13 protein-coding genes are annotated in these 13,318 nt (G+C 69.3%); 4 read left to right on the top strand and 9 right to left on the bottom strand.

Going from position 1 to position 13,318, the window contains the following annotated elements:
• Window positions 1-36: 36 nt before the first annotated feature.
• The 4 genes from ACZ5XS_RS20365 to ACZ5XS_RS20380 all read right to left on the bottom strand — a co-directional run bounded on the left by ACZ5XS_RS20365 (window position 37) and on the right by ACZ5XS_RS20380 (window position 4,922).
• Window positions 37-1,497, bottom strand: a complete 1,461-nt coding sequence (locus ACZ5XS_RS20365; RefSeq protein WP_468653181.1) for a GH1 family beta-glucosidase — start codon at window positions 1,495-1,497, stop codon at window positions 37-39.
• A 91-nt stretch (window positions 1,498-1,588) separates the two neighbouring features.
• Window positions 1,589-2,530 carry a carbohydrate ABC transporter permease gene (locus ACZ5XS_RS20370; protein ID WP_468653183.1) on the bottom strand — a complete coding sequence of 314 codons (942 nt, stop codon included), beginning with the start codon at window positions 2,528-2,530 and terminating at the stop codon, window positions 1,589-1,591.
• 13 nt (window positions 2,531-2,543) lie between these two features.
• Window positions 2,544-3,539 (bottom strand): carbohydrate ABC transporter permease, encoded by a 996-nt coding sequence (locus tag ACZ5XS_RS20375; RefSeq protein ID WP_468653185.1) that lies wholly within the window; start codon window positions 3,537-3,539, stop codon window positions 2,544-2,546.
• Between the two features lie 108 nt (window positions 3,540-3,647).
• Complete coding sequence (locus ACZ5XS_RS20380) at window positions 3,648-4,922, bottom strand: extracellular solute-binding protein (RefSeq protein WP_468653483.1); 1,275 nt, start codon at window positions 4,920-4,922, stop codon at window positions 3,648-3,650.
• A 321-nt stretch (window positions 4,923-5,243) separates the two neighbouring features.
• On the opposite strand from ACZ5XS_RS20380, the gene ACZ5XS_RS20385 reads away from it, so the two are divergent.
• Window positions 5,244-6,260 (top strand): LacI family DNA-binding transcriptional regulator, encoded by a 1,017-nt coding sequence (locus tag ACZ5XS_RS20385; RefSeq protein WP_468653187.1) that lies wholly within the window; start codon window positions 5,244-5,246, stop codon window positions 6,258-6,260.
• A 351-nt stretch (window positions 6,261-6,611) separates the two neighbouring features.
• Here the strand turns inward: ACZ5XS_RS20385 and ACZ5XS_RS20390 are convergent, their stop codons facing one another.
• Window positions 6,612-7,169 (bottom strand): HAD domain-containing protein, encoded by a 558-nt coding sequence (locus tag ACZ5XS_RS20390; protein WP_468653189.1) that lies wholly within the window; start codon window positions 7,167-7,169, stop codon window positions 6,612-6,614.
• Window positions 7,170-7,496: 327 nt separating this feature from the next.
• Between ACZ5XS_RS20390 and ACZ5XS_RS20395 the strand changes: the two genes are divergently transcribed.
• Window positions 7,497-8,231: a hypothetical protein gene (locus tag ACZ5XS_RS20395; RefSeq protein WP_468653191.1), complete on the top strand. Its 735-nt coding sequence runs from the start codon at window positions 7,497-7,499 to the stop codon at window positions 8,229-8,231.
• Between the two features lie 127 nt (window positions 8,232-8,358).
• Here ACZ5XS_RS20395 and ACZ5XS_RS20400 read toward each other — a convergent pair whose 3' ends face one another.
• Both ACZ5XS_RS20400 and ACZ5XS_RS20405 read right to left on the bottom strand, forming a co-directional pair.
• On the bottom strand, window positions 8,359-9,510 hold the full coding sequence (locus ACZ5XS_RS20400; protein ID WP_468653484.1) for an RNA polymerase sigma factor: 1,152 nt from the start codon (window positions 9,508-9,510) through the stop codon (window positions 8,359-8,361).
• Between the two features lie 8 nt (window positions 9,511-9,518).
• Window positions 9,519-9,926, bottom strand: coding sequence for a YciI family protein (locus tag ACZ5XS_RS20405; RefSeq protein ID WP_468653193.1), 408 nt, complete (start codon window positions 9,924-9,926; stop codon window positions 9,519-9,521).
• Between the two features lie 370 nt (window positions 9,927-10,296).
• On the opposite strand from ACZ5XS_RS20405, the gene ACZ5XS_RS20410 reads away from it, so the two are divergent.
• Both ACZ5XS_RS20410 and ACZ5XS_RS20415 read left to right on the top strand, forming a co-directional pair.
• Window positions 10,297-10,632, top strand: a complete 336-nt coding sequence (locus tag ACZ5XS_RS20410; protein ID WP_468653195.1) for a hypothetical protein — start codon at window positions 10,297-10,299, stop codon at window positions 10,630-10,632.
• Window positions 10,629-11,075, top strand: coding sequence for a MerR family transcriptional regulator (locus ACZ5XS_RS20415; RefSeq protein ID WP_468653197.1), 447 nt, complete (start codon window positions 10,629-10,631; stop codon window positions 11,073-11,075). The genes ACZ5XS_RS20410 and ACZ5XS_RS20415 overlap by 4 nt, the downstream gene beginning before the upstream one ends.
• Before the next feature lie 137 nt (window positions 11,076-11,212).
• Here ACZ5XS_RS20415 and ACZ5XS_RS20420 read toward each other — a convergent pair whose 3' ends face one another.
• Window positions 11,213-11,797, bottom strand: coding sequence for a DUF488 domain-containing protein (locus ACZ5XS_RS20420; RefSeq protein WP_468653199.1), 585 nt, complete (start codon window positions 11,795-11,797; stop codon window positions 11,213-11,215).
• A 352-nt stretch (window positions 11,798-12,149) separates the two neighbouring features.
• The gene (locus tag ACZ5XS_RS20425) at window positions 12,150-13,316 is read right to left on the bottom strand and encodes an oxygenase MpaB family protein (RefSeq protein ID WP_468653201.1); all 1,167 of its coding nucleotides are present in this window, start codon (window positions 13,314-13,316) and stop codon (window positions 12,150-12,152) included.
• Window positions 13,317-13,318 lie beyond the last annotated feature (2 nt).

A 13,318-nucleotide genomic window follows, 5' to 3' on the forward strand; every position in this document is an offset into this window, starting at 1 on the left:
GCTGCCTCACCGGTCGGCCGTGCGGCTCCCCTTCTGTCACTGGGTCCCGTCGCTCACCTCCGGCAGGGTGCCGGTGCGGGCCACGTCGGCGTACCACCGCGCGCTGGCCTTCGGAATGCGCTTGCCGGTCGGGTAGTCGACGTAGACGGCACCGAAACGCTTGCTGTAGCCGTAGCCCCACTCGAAGTTGTCCAGCAGGGACCACAGGAAGTAGCCCCGCACGTCGACGCCGGCCACCATCGCCCGGTGCACGGCCGACAGATGGCCGTGGAGGTAGGCGATGCGTTCGGGGTCGGACACCTCGCCCTCCGGGTTCACATAGTCGTCGAACGCGGCCCCGTTCTCGGTGATCATCACAGGCAGCGCGGGGAAATCGGCCTTCAGCCGCATCAGCAGGTCGTACAGGCCGCTGGGGTCGACCGCCCAGCCCATCGCGGTCGTACTGCCCGGGGGCCGGTGGAAGGCGACGTTGTCGGCGCCGGGCCAGGGGCTGTGCTCGCTCGCCCCGTGGCCGTCGGAGCCGTGGCTGGCCTCGCCGTCGGCGGCGGACACGACCGTGGGCGTGTAGTAGTTGACGCCCAGGAAGTCCAGCGGCTGGTGGATCGTGGCGGTGTCGCCGTCCCGCACGAAGGACCAGTCGGTCAGGCTCGCCGTGTCCTGGAAGAGATCCTGCGGGTACTGACCCTCCAGCACGGGGCCGGTGAAGACCCGGTTGGCCAGGGCGTCGATCCGGCGGGCCGCGTCGACGTCCTCGGCGGAGTCGGTCAGCGCGCGGAGGTGGTGGATGTTGAGGGTGATGGACGCCTGCGCCCGGGAGGGCAGTTCGGCGCGCAGCGCCTGAACGGCCTTGCCGTGGGCGAGGTTGAGGTGGTGCGCCGCGCGCAGGGCCGCGACCGGGTCGGTGCGGCCGGGCGCGTGGACACCCGAGCCGTATCCGAGGAAGGCGCTGCACCAGGGCTCGTTGAGAGTGATCCAGGTCTTCACCCGGTCCCCCAGGGCATGTGCCGCCAGAGCCGCGTAGTCCGCGAACCGGTCCGCGGTGGCGCGCTCCGGCCAGCCACCGGCGTCCTCCAGCTCCTGCAGCAGGTCCCAGTGGTACAGCGTGACGACGGGTTCGATGCCCTTCTCCAGCAGTGCGTCGGCCAGGGCGCGATAGAAGTCGAGTCCCCTTTCGACGGCCGGGCCACGGCCGGTCGGCTGCACGCGCGGCCACGACAGGGAGAACCGGTAGGCGCTCACGCCGAGGTCCGCCATGATCGCGACGTCCTCGCGCCAGCGGTGGTAGTGGTCGGTGGCGATGTCACCGGTGTCGCCGTTGCGCACCCTGCCGGGCGTGTGCGAGTACGTGTCCCAGATCGAAGGGGTACGTCCGTCCGCGGAGGCGGCACCCTCGATCTGGTACGCGGCGGTCGCCGTGCCCCAGGTGAATCCCTGCGGGAATGTGAGGGCGGTGGTGTTCTCCGGGGCGGGCTCGACACGACGGGTTGCGGTGGTCACGTGGGTCCTTCCAGATGGGCTGCGAGGAGGGAGGGGCGAAGCGGGGTGGCCGGCGTCGAAGGGCCGCGGCAACGGGGAGAGGGCAGGGTGCTCACCCCTTGACCGCGCCCTGCATGATTCCGCCGACGATCTGACGGCCGAAGATGACGAACATGGCGAGCAGGGGCAGCGTGCCGAGCAGAGCGCCCGCCATGATCAGTGACTGGTCGCGCACGTACCCCGCGCTGAGCTGGGTGAGGGCGACGGGCACCGTCGGATTGGTCATGTCGAGCACGATGAACGGCCAGAAGAAGTCGTTCCAGGCGTGCACGAACGTGATCATGAACAGCACGGCCATGGGAGGCCGGGCGATCGGCAGCACGATGCTCCAGAAGATGCGCAGGGAGTGCGCACCGTCCACACGGCCGGCCTCGATGAGTTCGTCGGGCAGCGCCTCGGACAGGTACTGGCGCATGAAGAACACGCCGACGGCACTGACGAGCGTGGGGAAGATGACGGCGGGCAGCTTCTGCCCCCAGCCCAGCTCGGTCATCATCATGAACAGCGGTACGACACCGAGTTGCGGCGGCACCATCATGGTGCCGATGACGAGCATCAGCAGGATGTTGCGGCCCTTGAAGCGGAGTTTGGCGAACGCGAAGCCGGCGAGGGTGGCGAACAGCACCGTGGACAGGGCGATCACGCCGGCCACGATCAGGCTGTTGAGCATGGCCTTGCCCAACGCGGCGTCCTGCCAGGCCTTGCCGAGGTTCTCCAGGAGGTGGGGTCCCGGCAGGAAGGGCGGGGGCGTCTGGGTGACGCGCGTGTTGTCGGTCGACGCCGCCACCATCGTCCAGTAGAGCGGGAAGAGGGAGAACAGGGCCGCGATCCCCAGCAGGATGTAGGCGACGGGACCCGCGTGGTGCTGACGTCCGGCACCCGGGTGCCGGAACAGTTGTCGGCTCCGTCCACCGGACACCGTGCCGGTGCGGGTCTTGCGCGCGGTCCCGGGGCGCTCGTCCGCCGTCTGGGCCGGGATGCTGTCTGTGGTCATGGAAACCTCCCGGTCAGGCCTTGCGCGCGGTGACGCGCTTGACGACTCGTTGGACGACGAACACGAGAATGAGCAGCAGGAACATCGCCCAGGCGACCGTGGCGGCCCGGCCCATCTGGTAGTTCTTCCAGCCCTCCTCGTACAGCAGCAGTCCCAGCGTCTGGTACTGGTTGTCCGCTCCGCCGGTGATGCCGTTCGGTCCCTGGCCGAAGATCAGAGGCTCACCGAAGAGCTGGGTGGCGCCGATCGTGGACAGGACGATGGTGAACACGATGGTGGAGCGGATGCCGGGGACGGTGACCTTCAGGAACTGCTGCCACCGCGAAGCGCCGTCGATGGCCGCGGCCTCGTACCGGTCGCGCGGGATCGCCTGCATCGCCGCGAGGTAGAGCAGGGCGTTGTAGCCGGTCCAGCGCCAGATGACGATCGAGGAAATCGCCGTCTGCGCGGCCCATTTGTTGTTCTCCCAGTCGATGTTGTCGACACCGACCAGGCTCAGCATCCAGTTGATCATGCCGAAGTCGCGTTCGAAGAGCATCGTGAAGACCAGGGCCGCGGCACCCACCGACGTGGCGTACGGCGTCAGCGCGGCGACACGGAAGAACGTCGAGCCGCGCAGCCGGTAGTTGAGCAGGTGCGCCAGCCCGAGCGCCATCAGCAGCTGCGGCACGGTCGACAGGACGCCGATGGTGATGGTGTTGAGCAGCGCGTTCCAGAAGCGGGCGTCGTCCCACAGCGCCGTGTAGTTGTCGAAACCGACCCACTCCATGAAATTCAGGGTGGACAGTTCGACGCGGTGCAGGGAGATCCACGAGGTGTAGATGAGCGGGTAGAAGCTGAACGCGGCGAAGACGACGAAGAACGGTGCGATGAAGGCGTACGGCGCGCCGCGGACGTCGAGGCGGTGCAGCAGCGTTCGGCGCCGCTGACGGTCCTCGCCGGTGCCGGTCCCGGCCGGCAGGGCGGTGCCGGGCGCACCGTCTGGGGGTGTCGAGGTGGAGATGGCCACCGGAAGGCGTCCTTCCTGGGATGAGGGAGGCGGGCAGGGGCCCGGCGGCCCACATGGGCCGCGCGTGGGACGCCGGGCTGCTGCGGAGTGGGGCAACGGGGCCCGAGGTCAGCCGGCGGCCTTCTCGATGCGCGTCTCAGTGGTCTTCCACGCCTCGTTCGGGCTCTTGTTCTGCGCCTCGATCAAGGTCAGGCCCTGCGAGAAGATGTCCTTGATGGTGCCGTCCTTGCGGCCGAGTACCTGCTCGTCGGGGATCTCCTGGGCGGCGGCGCTGAAAATCTTGCCGATGGGCGCGCCACTGAAGTAGTCCGACTTGGCATCGACCACTTCGGGCAGGGACAACGCGGTCTGCGACGAGGGGAAGTTGCCGATCTCCTTGAAGAGGTAGGCCTGCTGCTCGGGGGCGGTGAGCCAGGCCACGAGCTCCTGCGCCTCCTTCTTGACAGGGCTCTTCTCCATCACGCCGAGGAACGCTCCGCCCCAGTTGGCGCCCTTGGGCGCCTTGGCGACATCCCACTTGCCCTTGTTCTTCGGGCCAGCCTTCTCGCTGATGTGCGCGAGCATCCACGCGGGGCAGACGGTGGTGGCGAAGGTGCTGTTGGCCAGGCCGGGGTCCCAACCGGGCTGGAACTGGCGGAGCTTCGCGGTCAGATCGGACGTGGCCGCCTCGGATGCCAGCTTCCACGCGTCCCTCACGACAGGGTTGGTGCCGTAGATCAGCTCGCCCTCCTTGTCGTAGAACTGCTGGGAGTTGCCGTAGATCATGGCGTTGAACAGCCCGCTGGAGCTGTCCATGAAGGCGACCTTGTCGGCCTTCGACTCCTGCTTGAACCGCTTGCCCGTGGCGACGTACTTCGACCAGTCGCCCTCCCACAGCTTGGCGACCTCGTCGCGGTCGGTGGGCAGGCCGGCCTGTTCGAAGAGGTCCTTGCGGTAGCAGACCGCCATCGGGCCGATGTCGGTGCCGAGGCCGATGACCTTCTTGTCCGCGGTGGTGACCTGGCTCTGCTTCCACGGAAGGAAGTGGCCCGTCCCGGTGACGCCGGCCAGGTCGACGAACTTGTCCTTCTGCGTGTCGGACAGTTCCTTGGCCCGACCAATCTCTATGCCCTGGATGTCCTTCAGTCCGCTGCCGGCTGCCAAGTGGGTCTGCAGGGCGGTGTAGTAGGTCTGCTCGTCGCCCGCGACGTCCGCCTTGATGACGACGTTCGGGTGTTCCTTCATGTACTGGTCCAGCAGACCGGTCTCCTTGAAGCCCATGACGCCGAAGAGCCCCATGGTGATGGTGACCTTGCCGTCCTTCTTCCCGCCACCGGTCCCCCCGTCGCTGCCCCCGCAGCTCACGACGAGACCGAGAGCCGACACGGCCGATACGGCGGCCATGACTCTCGTACGCGACTTCATTCGGAGCTTGTCCATTTCGTCCTCCTAGCGGCGGCGCTGACGCACCGGAGTTCGAGCCCCACGGTCCGCTCCGTAGGCAAGATTTGTCCGGTGGGTACGTTCCCAAACTGCGATGGGAACGTACCCACTCAGGAGCTCGAAGCCTGGCCGCCGCGAAAGGCGTCTGTCAAGAAGTCGAAACCACTTCGTTGCGGGAGGATTTCCTGCCCCCGCGCTCGGCCCCTGCGGACACGCGATGCCGTCTGACACAATGCGCGCAGGTGAGAGCCGTCCGGGCACCGAAGAAGCGAGGGAGGCGTCATGGCTGGCAGGCAACGCCCGACCATCAAAACCGTGGCAGCGCGCGCCGGTGTCGGACGCACCACGGTTTCACGAGTCATCAACGGCTCGGAGCTCGTCAGCGAGAAAGCCAGGGCCGCCGTGCTCGCCGCCATCGCCGAGCTGGACTACGTACCGAACTCGGTCGCCCGGGGGCTGGTGACGAGCAGAACGAACTCCGTGGCCCTCGTGATCCCCGAGTCGGCGAGCCGACTTGGCTCGGAGCCCTACTTCTCGGCCGTCATCCGCGGGGTCAGCACCGCCCTCGCCGAGACCCGGACACAACTGCAACTGGTGCTCGTACGCGACCAGGCCGAGCGGGACCAGCTCACCGAGTCGGTGGCGGAGCGGCGTGTCGACGGCGTGCTCCTGGTGTCGGTGCACGAGCACGATCCACTGCCGGGCCTGCTGGAGGACATGGGACTGCCCACGGTCCTCGCCGGACGCCGCTCCCCCGACGAGTCACTCAGCCACGTGCACTCCGACAACACCGGCGGGGCCGCAACGGCCGTCAGCCACCTCCTCTCCCGCGGGCGGCGGACCGTCGCCACCATCAGCGGACCGCTCGACATGGACGTGGCGCGCAGCAGGCTCCTGGGCTGGCGCGAGACCCTCGAGAAGGCGGGCCACGAGGCCACGGACCGACTCGTGGCCTCGGCCGACTTCACCGAGGAGGGCGGCGAGGCCGCGATGCGTTCACTCGTTGAACGAGTCCCCGAACTCGACGCCGTGTTCGTCGCCTCGGACGTCATGGCGGCGGGGGCGCTGGCGGAGCTGCGCAGGCAGGGCAGACGCGTCCCCGACGACGTGGCCGTGGTCGGATTCGACGACTCCATCATCGCCCGCCACAGCAACCCGCCCCTGACCACCGTGCGTCAGCCCGTCGAGGAGATCGGCAGCATGATCGCCCACATCCTTCTGGAAGAGATCGGCAACCCCGAGGAACCGCGTCGGTACGTCACGCTTCCCACCGAGCTGGTCGTCCGCGAGTCGGCCTGAGCCTGTGGGGCGGCGCCGGCAGTACGCGGTTCGTCCTGAGCCCGTGGGGCGGCGCCGGCGAGTCAGGCGGAGCGCGTCGCCACGACGCGCGTCCGCGGTAGAGCCGCGCCGAGTACTGAGCACCGAGCGCCGAGCGCCGAGCCGAAAGCGTCGGCTCGGCCGGCCTGGCCCTTCGAGCGGCCGGCCGAGTCCAGCGCCATCAGTTCCACAGCCCCACCAACCCCCCGCGACGGTCAAGGCAGTATCGGGCTGGAGACAGGCGTGCCGAGGTCCACTCTGCGGCCGGGCGGATACGGAGCGGCAGGCACTGGAGAGGTCCGCTGCGACTTCACGGGGAGCACTCACGCACGGTCAGGTGGGCAGGCGGGATCGGCTGGTGGATTCCGTTCGCAGCCACTCGTTGAGGGCGGTGAAATCGGCGTCGGTGAGGCCCCGGGCGGGATCGACGCGATGGCGCAGGGCCTGCCCTCGATGGTGCTCCGACACCCAGGCCCGATCAGTGTCGGTGATCTCGTCGTCGACCCAGATGAAGGAGCGGCCGGCTGCCCGCTGGACGAGGGTGCGGGTCTTCCAGTGCAGACCGTCTCGCTCGTCCTGGTCCTCCTGGTCGCAGGGATCGGGCCACATCACCACGGCCAACTCGGGCAGGCCGAGCCGCGGTGCGATGCTTTCGTTCGCGTCGGCCATCCATGTCGTGGCCCAGACCAACTCGCACGGCAGAGCCGTCAGCCGCGGCCCGTGCCCGGGATTGATCCTGGCCAGAAGCGGATGCCCGTCGGTCCCAGGTGACGCGGGGCCCGCCGGATACGTCGGATATCCCTCCGGATACAGCTCGGGCGCCGCCCCGAACGGAATCAGCGGTCCGTCGACATCAAGGAAGAGCAGGGGACGCTCGGCACAACCGGTCACGGCAGCAACGATAACGGCGTCAAGAGGAGCAGGAGTCTGCGCAGGTCACGCGCGCTCGTGACAGCAAAATCCACGCCAGGCAGCAGACAGGGCCTGTGAGATCAATGAGCGGCTGCGACGGCGGTTTCGGCCATGGAGGACTGACCTCCCACTTGCCTGCTTGAGGCAGTCGAACGGGAGACCTCTCAGCCGGCCCGGCGGTAGAGTCCACACGTGCGTTGATCTTCCGGGCGGCGGCCAAGCACCGCCGCAGACGGTGCCCGCGACCCCGCGACTTCGGGGCCGCCTGGCGCGGCATACCCGTCATCCCACACCGGAGATCACGCAATGACTGCTCAGCAGCCCCTCACGTACGACGCGTTCGTCGAACTCGCCACCGCTGACCCAGCTGTCGGCGGTCTTGTCCTCAAAGGGTCACAGGCCCACGAGGGCATGAGTACCGAGCACTCCGACCACGACCTCTACGTCGTCCTCGCCGATCGCGCGACAACCGCCCTCACCCGGTTCACAGGACACCGCTCCCCAGGACTCGACCTCGTCGTCCTGACCCTCGCCGAGTACCGCACCGCTGCAACCGGATTCGAGCGGTACGCCCTCGCCCGCGCCCGGATCGTGCTCGACCGGCTCGACGGAGGCGTCGCGCAGATCCTGGCCGACGCGGCACGGCTCGACGCCGATGACGCATTCCGCCAAGCGGGCCAGTGGCTCGACGCCTACGCCAACTCTCTCTACCGTTCGCTCAAGAACGACCGCGACGGACATGCGCCTGCGGCCCGACTCGACGCCGCCGACAGCATCCGGTTCTTGCTGGAGCTGCTCTTCACCCTCGACCTTCGCCCCCGTCCCTACAACAGGTACCTGCAGTGGGAGCTTGACCGCTTCCCCCTGCCCGGCTGGGACACCGGCACGCTCCTCGATGCTGTGGACCGCGTCTCACGAACGGGCGAGGTGTCCACACAGCGTCATCTCTTCGCGCACGTCGAGGCAGTCGCCCGCCGGGCCGGGCACGGCGCGGTGCTGGACGCATGGGGTGAGGACCTGCACCTGATGCGACCGCGGTGAAGCGCACCGCGCGAACTCCCGCACCGCCACCCCCGGTCCTGTGGCGCCTTCTCCAGCTCGTGGGGTTCGAAGCGACCGCTTCGGCCAGGGGCCGCGGCATGCCGCGGGAGAATCCGGGCGCATCCCGTCAACTGCGCCCCCGGGCGTTGAGCCGGGCTGCCTGGCGGGTCAGATGGCTGCGCTCGGCGAGGTTGGGTGCCTTTTGGGCCGCCTCCGCGTACAGCCGTGCCGCCGTCGCCAGGTCGCCGTCGCGCTCGTGGAGGTACGCCGCGACAGCGGTGTGGCGGGGCAGCGTGTCCTCCAGAGCCGCGAGTGCCGCAAGGCCGGCGCGCGGTCCGTCCGCCTCACCGACGGCCACCGCGCGATTGAGACGGACGACCGGGCTGTCGGTCAGGCGCGCGAGTTCGTCGTACCACTCGACGATCTGCACCCAGTCGGTCTCCTCGGCGGTGGGCGCGTCGGCGTGGAGTGCGGCGATGGCGGCCTGGGCCTGGAACTCGCCCAGCCGGTCCCGGGCGAGCGCCGCCTGCAGGATGCCGACACCCTCGGCGATCGACTCGGTGTCCCACCGGCCGCGGTCCTGCTCGGCGAGCGGCACCAGGCTGCCGTCGGGCGCGGTCCGCGCGGCGCGCCGGGCGTGGTGGAGCAGCATGAGAGCGAGCAGCCCCGCCACCTCGGGATGGTCGATCACGGCCGCGAGCTGCCGAGTGAGCCGGATGGCCTCGGCGGCGAGGTCGACGTCGCCGGAGTAGCCCTCGTTGAAGACCAGGTAGAGGACGCGCAGCACGGTGGACACGTCGCCGGGCTGCTCGAACCGCACGCCGGAGACCGTGCGCTTGGCCCGGCTGATGCGCTGCGCCATGGTCGCTTCGGGCACCAGGTAGGCCTGGGCGATCTGGCGGGTGGTCAGCCCGCCCACGGCGCGCAGCGTGAGCGCGACCGCGGACGACGGCGTCAGCGACGGGTGGGCGCACAGGAAGTACAGCTGGAGCGTGTCGTCCACCGCGGGCGCGGGCGCGGGTCCGGGCGCCGGCTCCTCGTCGACGCTCTCCTCACGCCGGCGGCGGGCGGCGTCCGCCCGAGTCGCGTCGAGGAACCGGCGCCAGGCCACGGTGACCAGCCAGCCCTTCGCATCTCGCGGCGGGCCGGCCGGCCAGACGCGGACCGCCTCGACCAGTGCCTCCTGCACGGCATCCTCAGCCGCCGCGAAGTCGGCTCCGCGGCGGACGAGGATGGCGAGCACGCTCGGCGTGAGGCTCCGGAGCAGGGCTTCGTTCATCTCGATGGTCACTCCGTGATGGTGGGCGACACACCGTAGAACGGGCGCAGTTCCAGCCACTCGTGGATCGGCTTTCCGCCCGCCCCGGGGGCGGCCGACAGTTCCCCGGCCAGCTCGACGGCGCGCGCGTAGGTGTCGACGTCGATCACCATCCAGCCGGCGATGAGGTCCTTGGTCTCGGCGAACGGGCCGTCGGTGACCGGCGGGCGCCCTTCACCGTCGTACCGGACCCACGTCCCCTCGGGGGCGAGCGCCTGGCCGTCGACGAACTCTCCGGTCTCCTCGAGCCGGGCCGCGAAGTCGTTCATGTACTGCACGTGAGCCGAGATCTCCTCCGGCGTCCACTTGTCCATGGGGACGTCGTTGGCCGGAGCCGGGGCGCCGCGGTAGTGCTTGAGCAGCAAGTACTTGGCCATGATGTTTCTCCTCGGTGCTACTGCGGCCCATTGTGGTCGCGTTCATAGCAGGGACGGAGCCGATCACGGGTTCTCGACATCACTGCCCGATTTTTTTCTGAGCTCCTGTTGATGAGCACGCGTGAGGAGGCCCTCCACATGAAGAGCCGGCACGGCCGCGGCCGACGAGGGACACGGCAACGGTCCGTGCCGCACCTACCACCGAGGAGCCAACCCGCCGGTGGCCGGCCGTCAGGGTGCGGATGTCTCACGTCTTGCGGTCTTCTTCCGGGAACCGGCCCAGGCAGCATCGGGTTGCAACCGGTACCCAGGTACGGGTCTACCGTCGGAGTGGTCCCACCTGTGGGACGTGATGGAGGGAGTGAGCGCGATGAACGATCCGGCGTGGGTGCCACAGTCCTGCACGCTGCCCACCCCAGAGCAGCCCTTGCGGGTCGCGGAGTGGGATGCGCTGTTCTCCGAGCGGCTGAGGTCGCTGTCCCGGCCCCAGCCGCTCCAGCTGCGTCTTGTGCTGGCGGGCGGGCCGGGAGTCGAGGAGCGGGTTCGTGACCTGGTCGAGCGGGAGAGCGGCTGCTGCTCGTTCTTCTCCTTCATGACCACCCCCGGTGAGGACCTGGTCCGTCTGGACATCTCGGTGAACCAGCCGCATGAGGCGGTCCTGGACGCCCTCGTCGCACGGACCGCCACCGTGAAAGGGCACCGGTGAGCGCGGGCCTGCGCAGCGGTCAGGTCGCCGAGGCCGCAGGGGTGAACATCCAGACCCTGCGCTACTACGAGCGGCGCGGCTTGCTCGCCGAACCCGACCGCAGCCCCGGCGGTCATCGCCTGTACGGCGAGGAGGCGGTGATCGCGCTGCGCGTCATCAAGGCCGCTCAACGGCTGGGGTTCACTCTGCGAGAGGTCGCCGAGCTGCTGGAGTCCGGCCGCCACCGCCACGGCCGCCCGGTGACGGGGTTGCAGGAGCGGGCGCAGGCCAAGCTCACCGAGGTGGACGCCAAGATCGCGGACCTGACCACCATTCGCACCGCCCTGGCCGCCGCCGTCGATGCGGGCTGCGACGACCTGACCGCCTGCGCCTCAAGCTCTCACTGCCCCGTCCCCTTCACCGACCTCGCCGGGCAGAGCCGCCACGCCGGCTCCCGTTGCTGACCCCCTTCCTCACCGCTTCCGAAGGCGCTCGGGGCCGGCCGGGCCCTGCCGCCCTGGCCTGTCGGGCGTGCCGCGCGCTGCCCGTCCTGCTCACGGCGGGCGCGGTCGGCGAGGCGAACCGCCTGCTGTCCGTTCCGTCATGGCGGTGCCGAGTCCGCGTCGTCGTACACAAGGAGTCCGTCACTGCGAAGGCGCACGCCCGGTGTCGGCGTGTGAGGTGTGAGGCGTCCGTCGTGCATCAGGTGGTGGACGAGCATGCCGCGGGCCAGGACAGCGAAGTCGGCGATGAGGCGCCGGTGGCATCGCCACCACACCGCTTCGCTGCACATCACCGCGGTGCGTTGCGCTGCCGCTTGCTGCACGACTTGGTTCATGGCGGCGACGAAGTCCGGACTGCGGGTATGAGCGGCGTAGCCGCGGAAGGAAGCGTTGCGCCATATCGTGTCGGGCGAGTCCGGCGGGGTCTTGCGGAAGCCGCCCAGGCGCGGCTCCCACCGGTAGGCGATGCCCTCTTCGGGCATCCAGCGGGCCAGGCGCTGCCGTGACAGATCCGGGTCCCGACGGCTGCCGGGAGCGGTCCTGACGTCCACGACGGCGACGACGTCGGCTTCCCGGAGGAGCCTGGCCAGCGTTCCCCGCTCCGCGGTGCTGTGGCCGAGTGTGATCAGTGCGGGCCGGGGTGCCGGGAACGGGTCTGCGGGGTCGGTCCGGACATGGTCCATACAGGGAGTGCAGCACCTCCTGGCCCGACCGGCACGGTCCGATCCTGTCCCGCTCGGCTGTGCGGGTCATCGGGGCAGGCCGGTCGGGGCCAGGCATTCGCTGCGGGAGCGGGCGGGGCGTCGTCGCGCAGCAGCCCGAGGAGCGTGGAGGCCATGGTCGTGGCTCCGGTGGCCTGGATGACGCGCAGGGTCATGAACTCGCCGCTGCCGGCGAGCCTCTGACACACATCGCGGGGCGCCCAGTCGGGGCCAGCTGAACCGGACGCCGAAGAGACAACCGTCGGCTTCGGCGCGAAGCTCGGCTTTCCGCGTCCCTTCCCTTCCCGATGCAGGCGGTCCGTTCGGCCGGCGGTCAGACGGGACCCGTCGCGGGGGCGGGCGGGGTCCAGCGGTGGGTGCGGGGCACGGTCGAGGAGAGGCCGTACTCATTCTTCAGCTGCTCCGGGATCGCGTAGTGCATGACGCGGCCACGGGTGAGCGAGGACAGTTCGAGGATCGTGGTGAGGTGGCCGAGGCGGTCCAGGGCCCAGGCGCCGAGCGGTGAGCGGTCCTCGACGGTCTCCAGTACGCCCAGCAGGTGGGGTACGGCTTTGACGACGGTGTCCCAGGCGGTGCGCGGCACGTCCAGCCAGTCGGCGCACGTGTCGCCGACGAGGTGGCGGATCAGGGCGGAGACGATCGGGTCGAAGAAGGTGCCGGGCACGACTTCCTCGTAGAGGTCGATCAGCTGCCGGGTGAGATGCGCGCCGTCCTCACTCGGCCCCATGTGCCGGATCATGTACAGATCGAGGAACTGGCGGGCGGACTCCATGTCCTTGGGCACCTTGCTCTGGTCGACGCCGAGCATCGCGCCGACCACCCGCCAGGCGTACAGGTAGGCCTCCGCGCCGTCGATGCTCATGTGGATGTTCAGCCGGTGCAGGGAGTCCAGGACCAGCAGTGAGAAGAACATCTGCCCGCCGATCATGTCCTCCTGACAGATCGGCACGCCCAGGCTGTCGGTGTCCCAGCGGTTGTCCCTTCTGAGGTGGTGGCGGATGGATGCGTGCAGCAGACGGACCTTCTGAGCGGCGGGGATGAAGGTGCTGCCCGCCTCGAAAGCGCCGGGCTGCATGAGGTACACGGTGAACTGCCCGGTCTCCGCCATCCGCTTGGAGGGGTACTCCAGCGCGTGCGTCGTCGCCAGCAGCTTCGCCACGTGCGGGACCAGGTAACACGCGGGCATGGAGGCGAAGGACAGCGCCGTGGAGATGTGCACGTTGTTGTCGATGAAGAACAGCCTGGCCTTCTCCATCTCGCCCCAGTCGACCCACGCCGGTGGTGCGCTGGTGGCATGCAGATACTCCCGCGCCACCTCGGGAAGGCCGTCGGGCAACGGCGCGCCGGCGGTCGACACGTAGCGCATCAGCGTGTTGAAGGTGCCCACCTCCCCGCGTTCGAAAAGGGTCGCCACCGTCGCGTCGGCGAGTTCGTCACCGCTGCTGCGCAAGGCGTCCATCGACGCCTCGGTGTAGGTCATCA

The organism is Streptomyces sp. NPDC033131, assembly GCF_055578365.1.

Bases quoted from the DNA above. Each gene is read 5' to 3' on its own strand.
- ACZ5XS_RS20370 (WP_468653183.1), bottom strand. From the start codon at position 2,530: ATGACCACAGACAGCATCCCGGCCCAGACGGCGGACGAGCGCCCCGGG.
- ACZ5XS_RS20380 (WP_468653483.1), bottom strand. From the start codon at position 4,922: ATGGCCGCCGTATCGGCCGTGTCGGCTCTCGGTCTCGTCGTGAGCTGC.
- ACZ5XS_RS20385 (WP_468653187.1), top strand. From the start codon at position 5,244: ATGGCTGGCAGGCAACGCCCGACCATCAAAACCGTGGCAGCGCGCGCC.
- ACZ5XS_RS20395 (WP_468653191.1), top strand. From the start codon at position 7,497: ATGACTGCTCAGCAGCCCCTCACGTACGACGCGTTCGTCGAACTCGCC.
- ACZ5XS_RS20400 (WP_468653484.1), bottom strand. From the start codon at position 9,510: ATGAACGAAGCCCTGCTCCGGAGCCTCACGCCGAGCGTGCTCGCCATC.
- ACZ5XS_RS20405 (WP_468653193.1), bottom strand. From the start codon at position 9,926: ATGGCCAAGTACTTGCTGCTCAAGCACTACCGCGGCGCCCCGGCTCCG.
- ACZ5XS_RS20410 (WP_468653195.1), top strand. From the start codon at position 10,297: ATGAACGATCCGGCGTGGGTGCCACAGTCCTGCACGCTGCCCACCCCA.
- ACZ5XS_RS20420 (WP_468653199.1), bottom strand. From the start codon at position 11,797: ATGGACCATGTCCGGACCGACCCCGCAGACCCGTTCCCGGCACCCCGG.
- ACZ5XS_RS20425 (WP_468653201.1), bottom strand. From the start codon at position 13,316: ATGACCTACACCGAGGCGTCGATGGACGCCTTGCGCAGCAGCGGTGAC.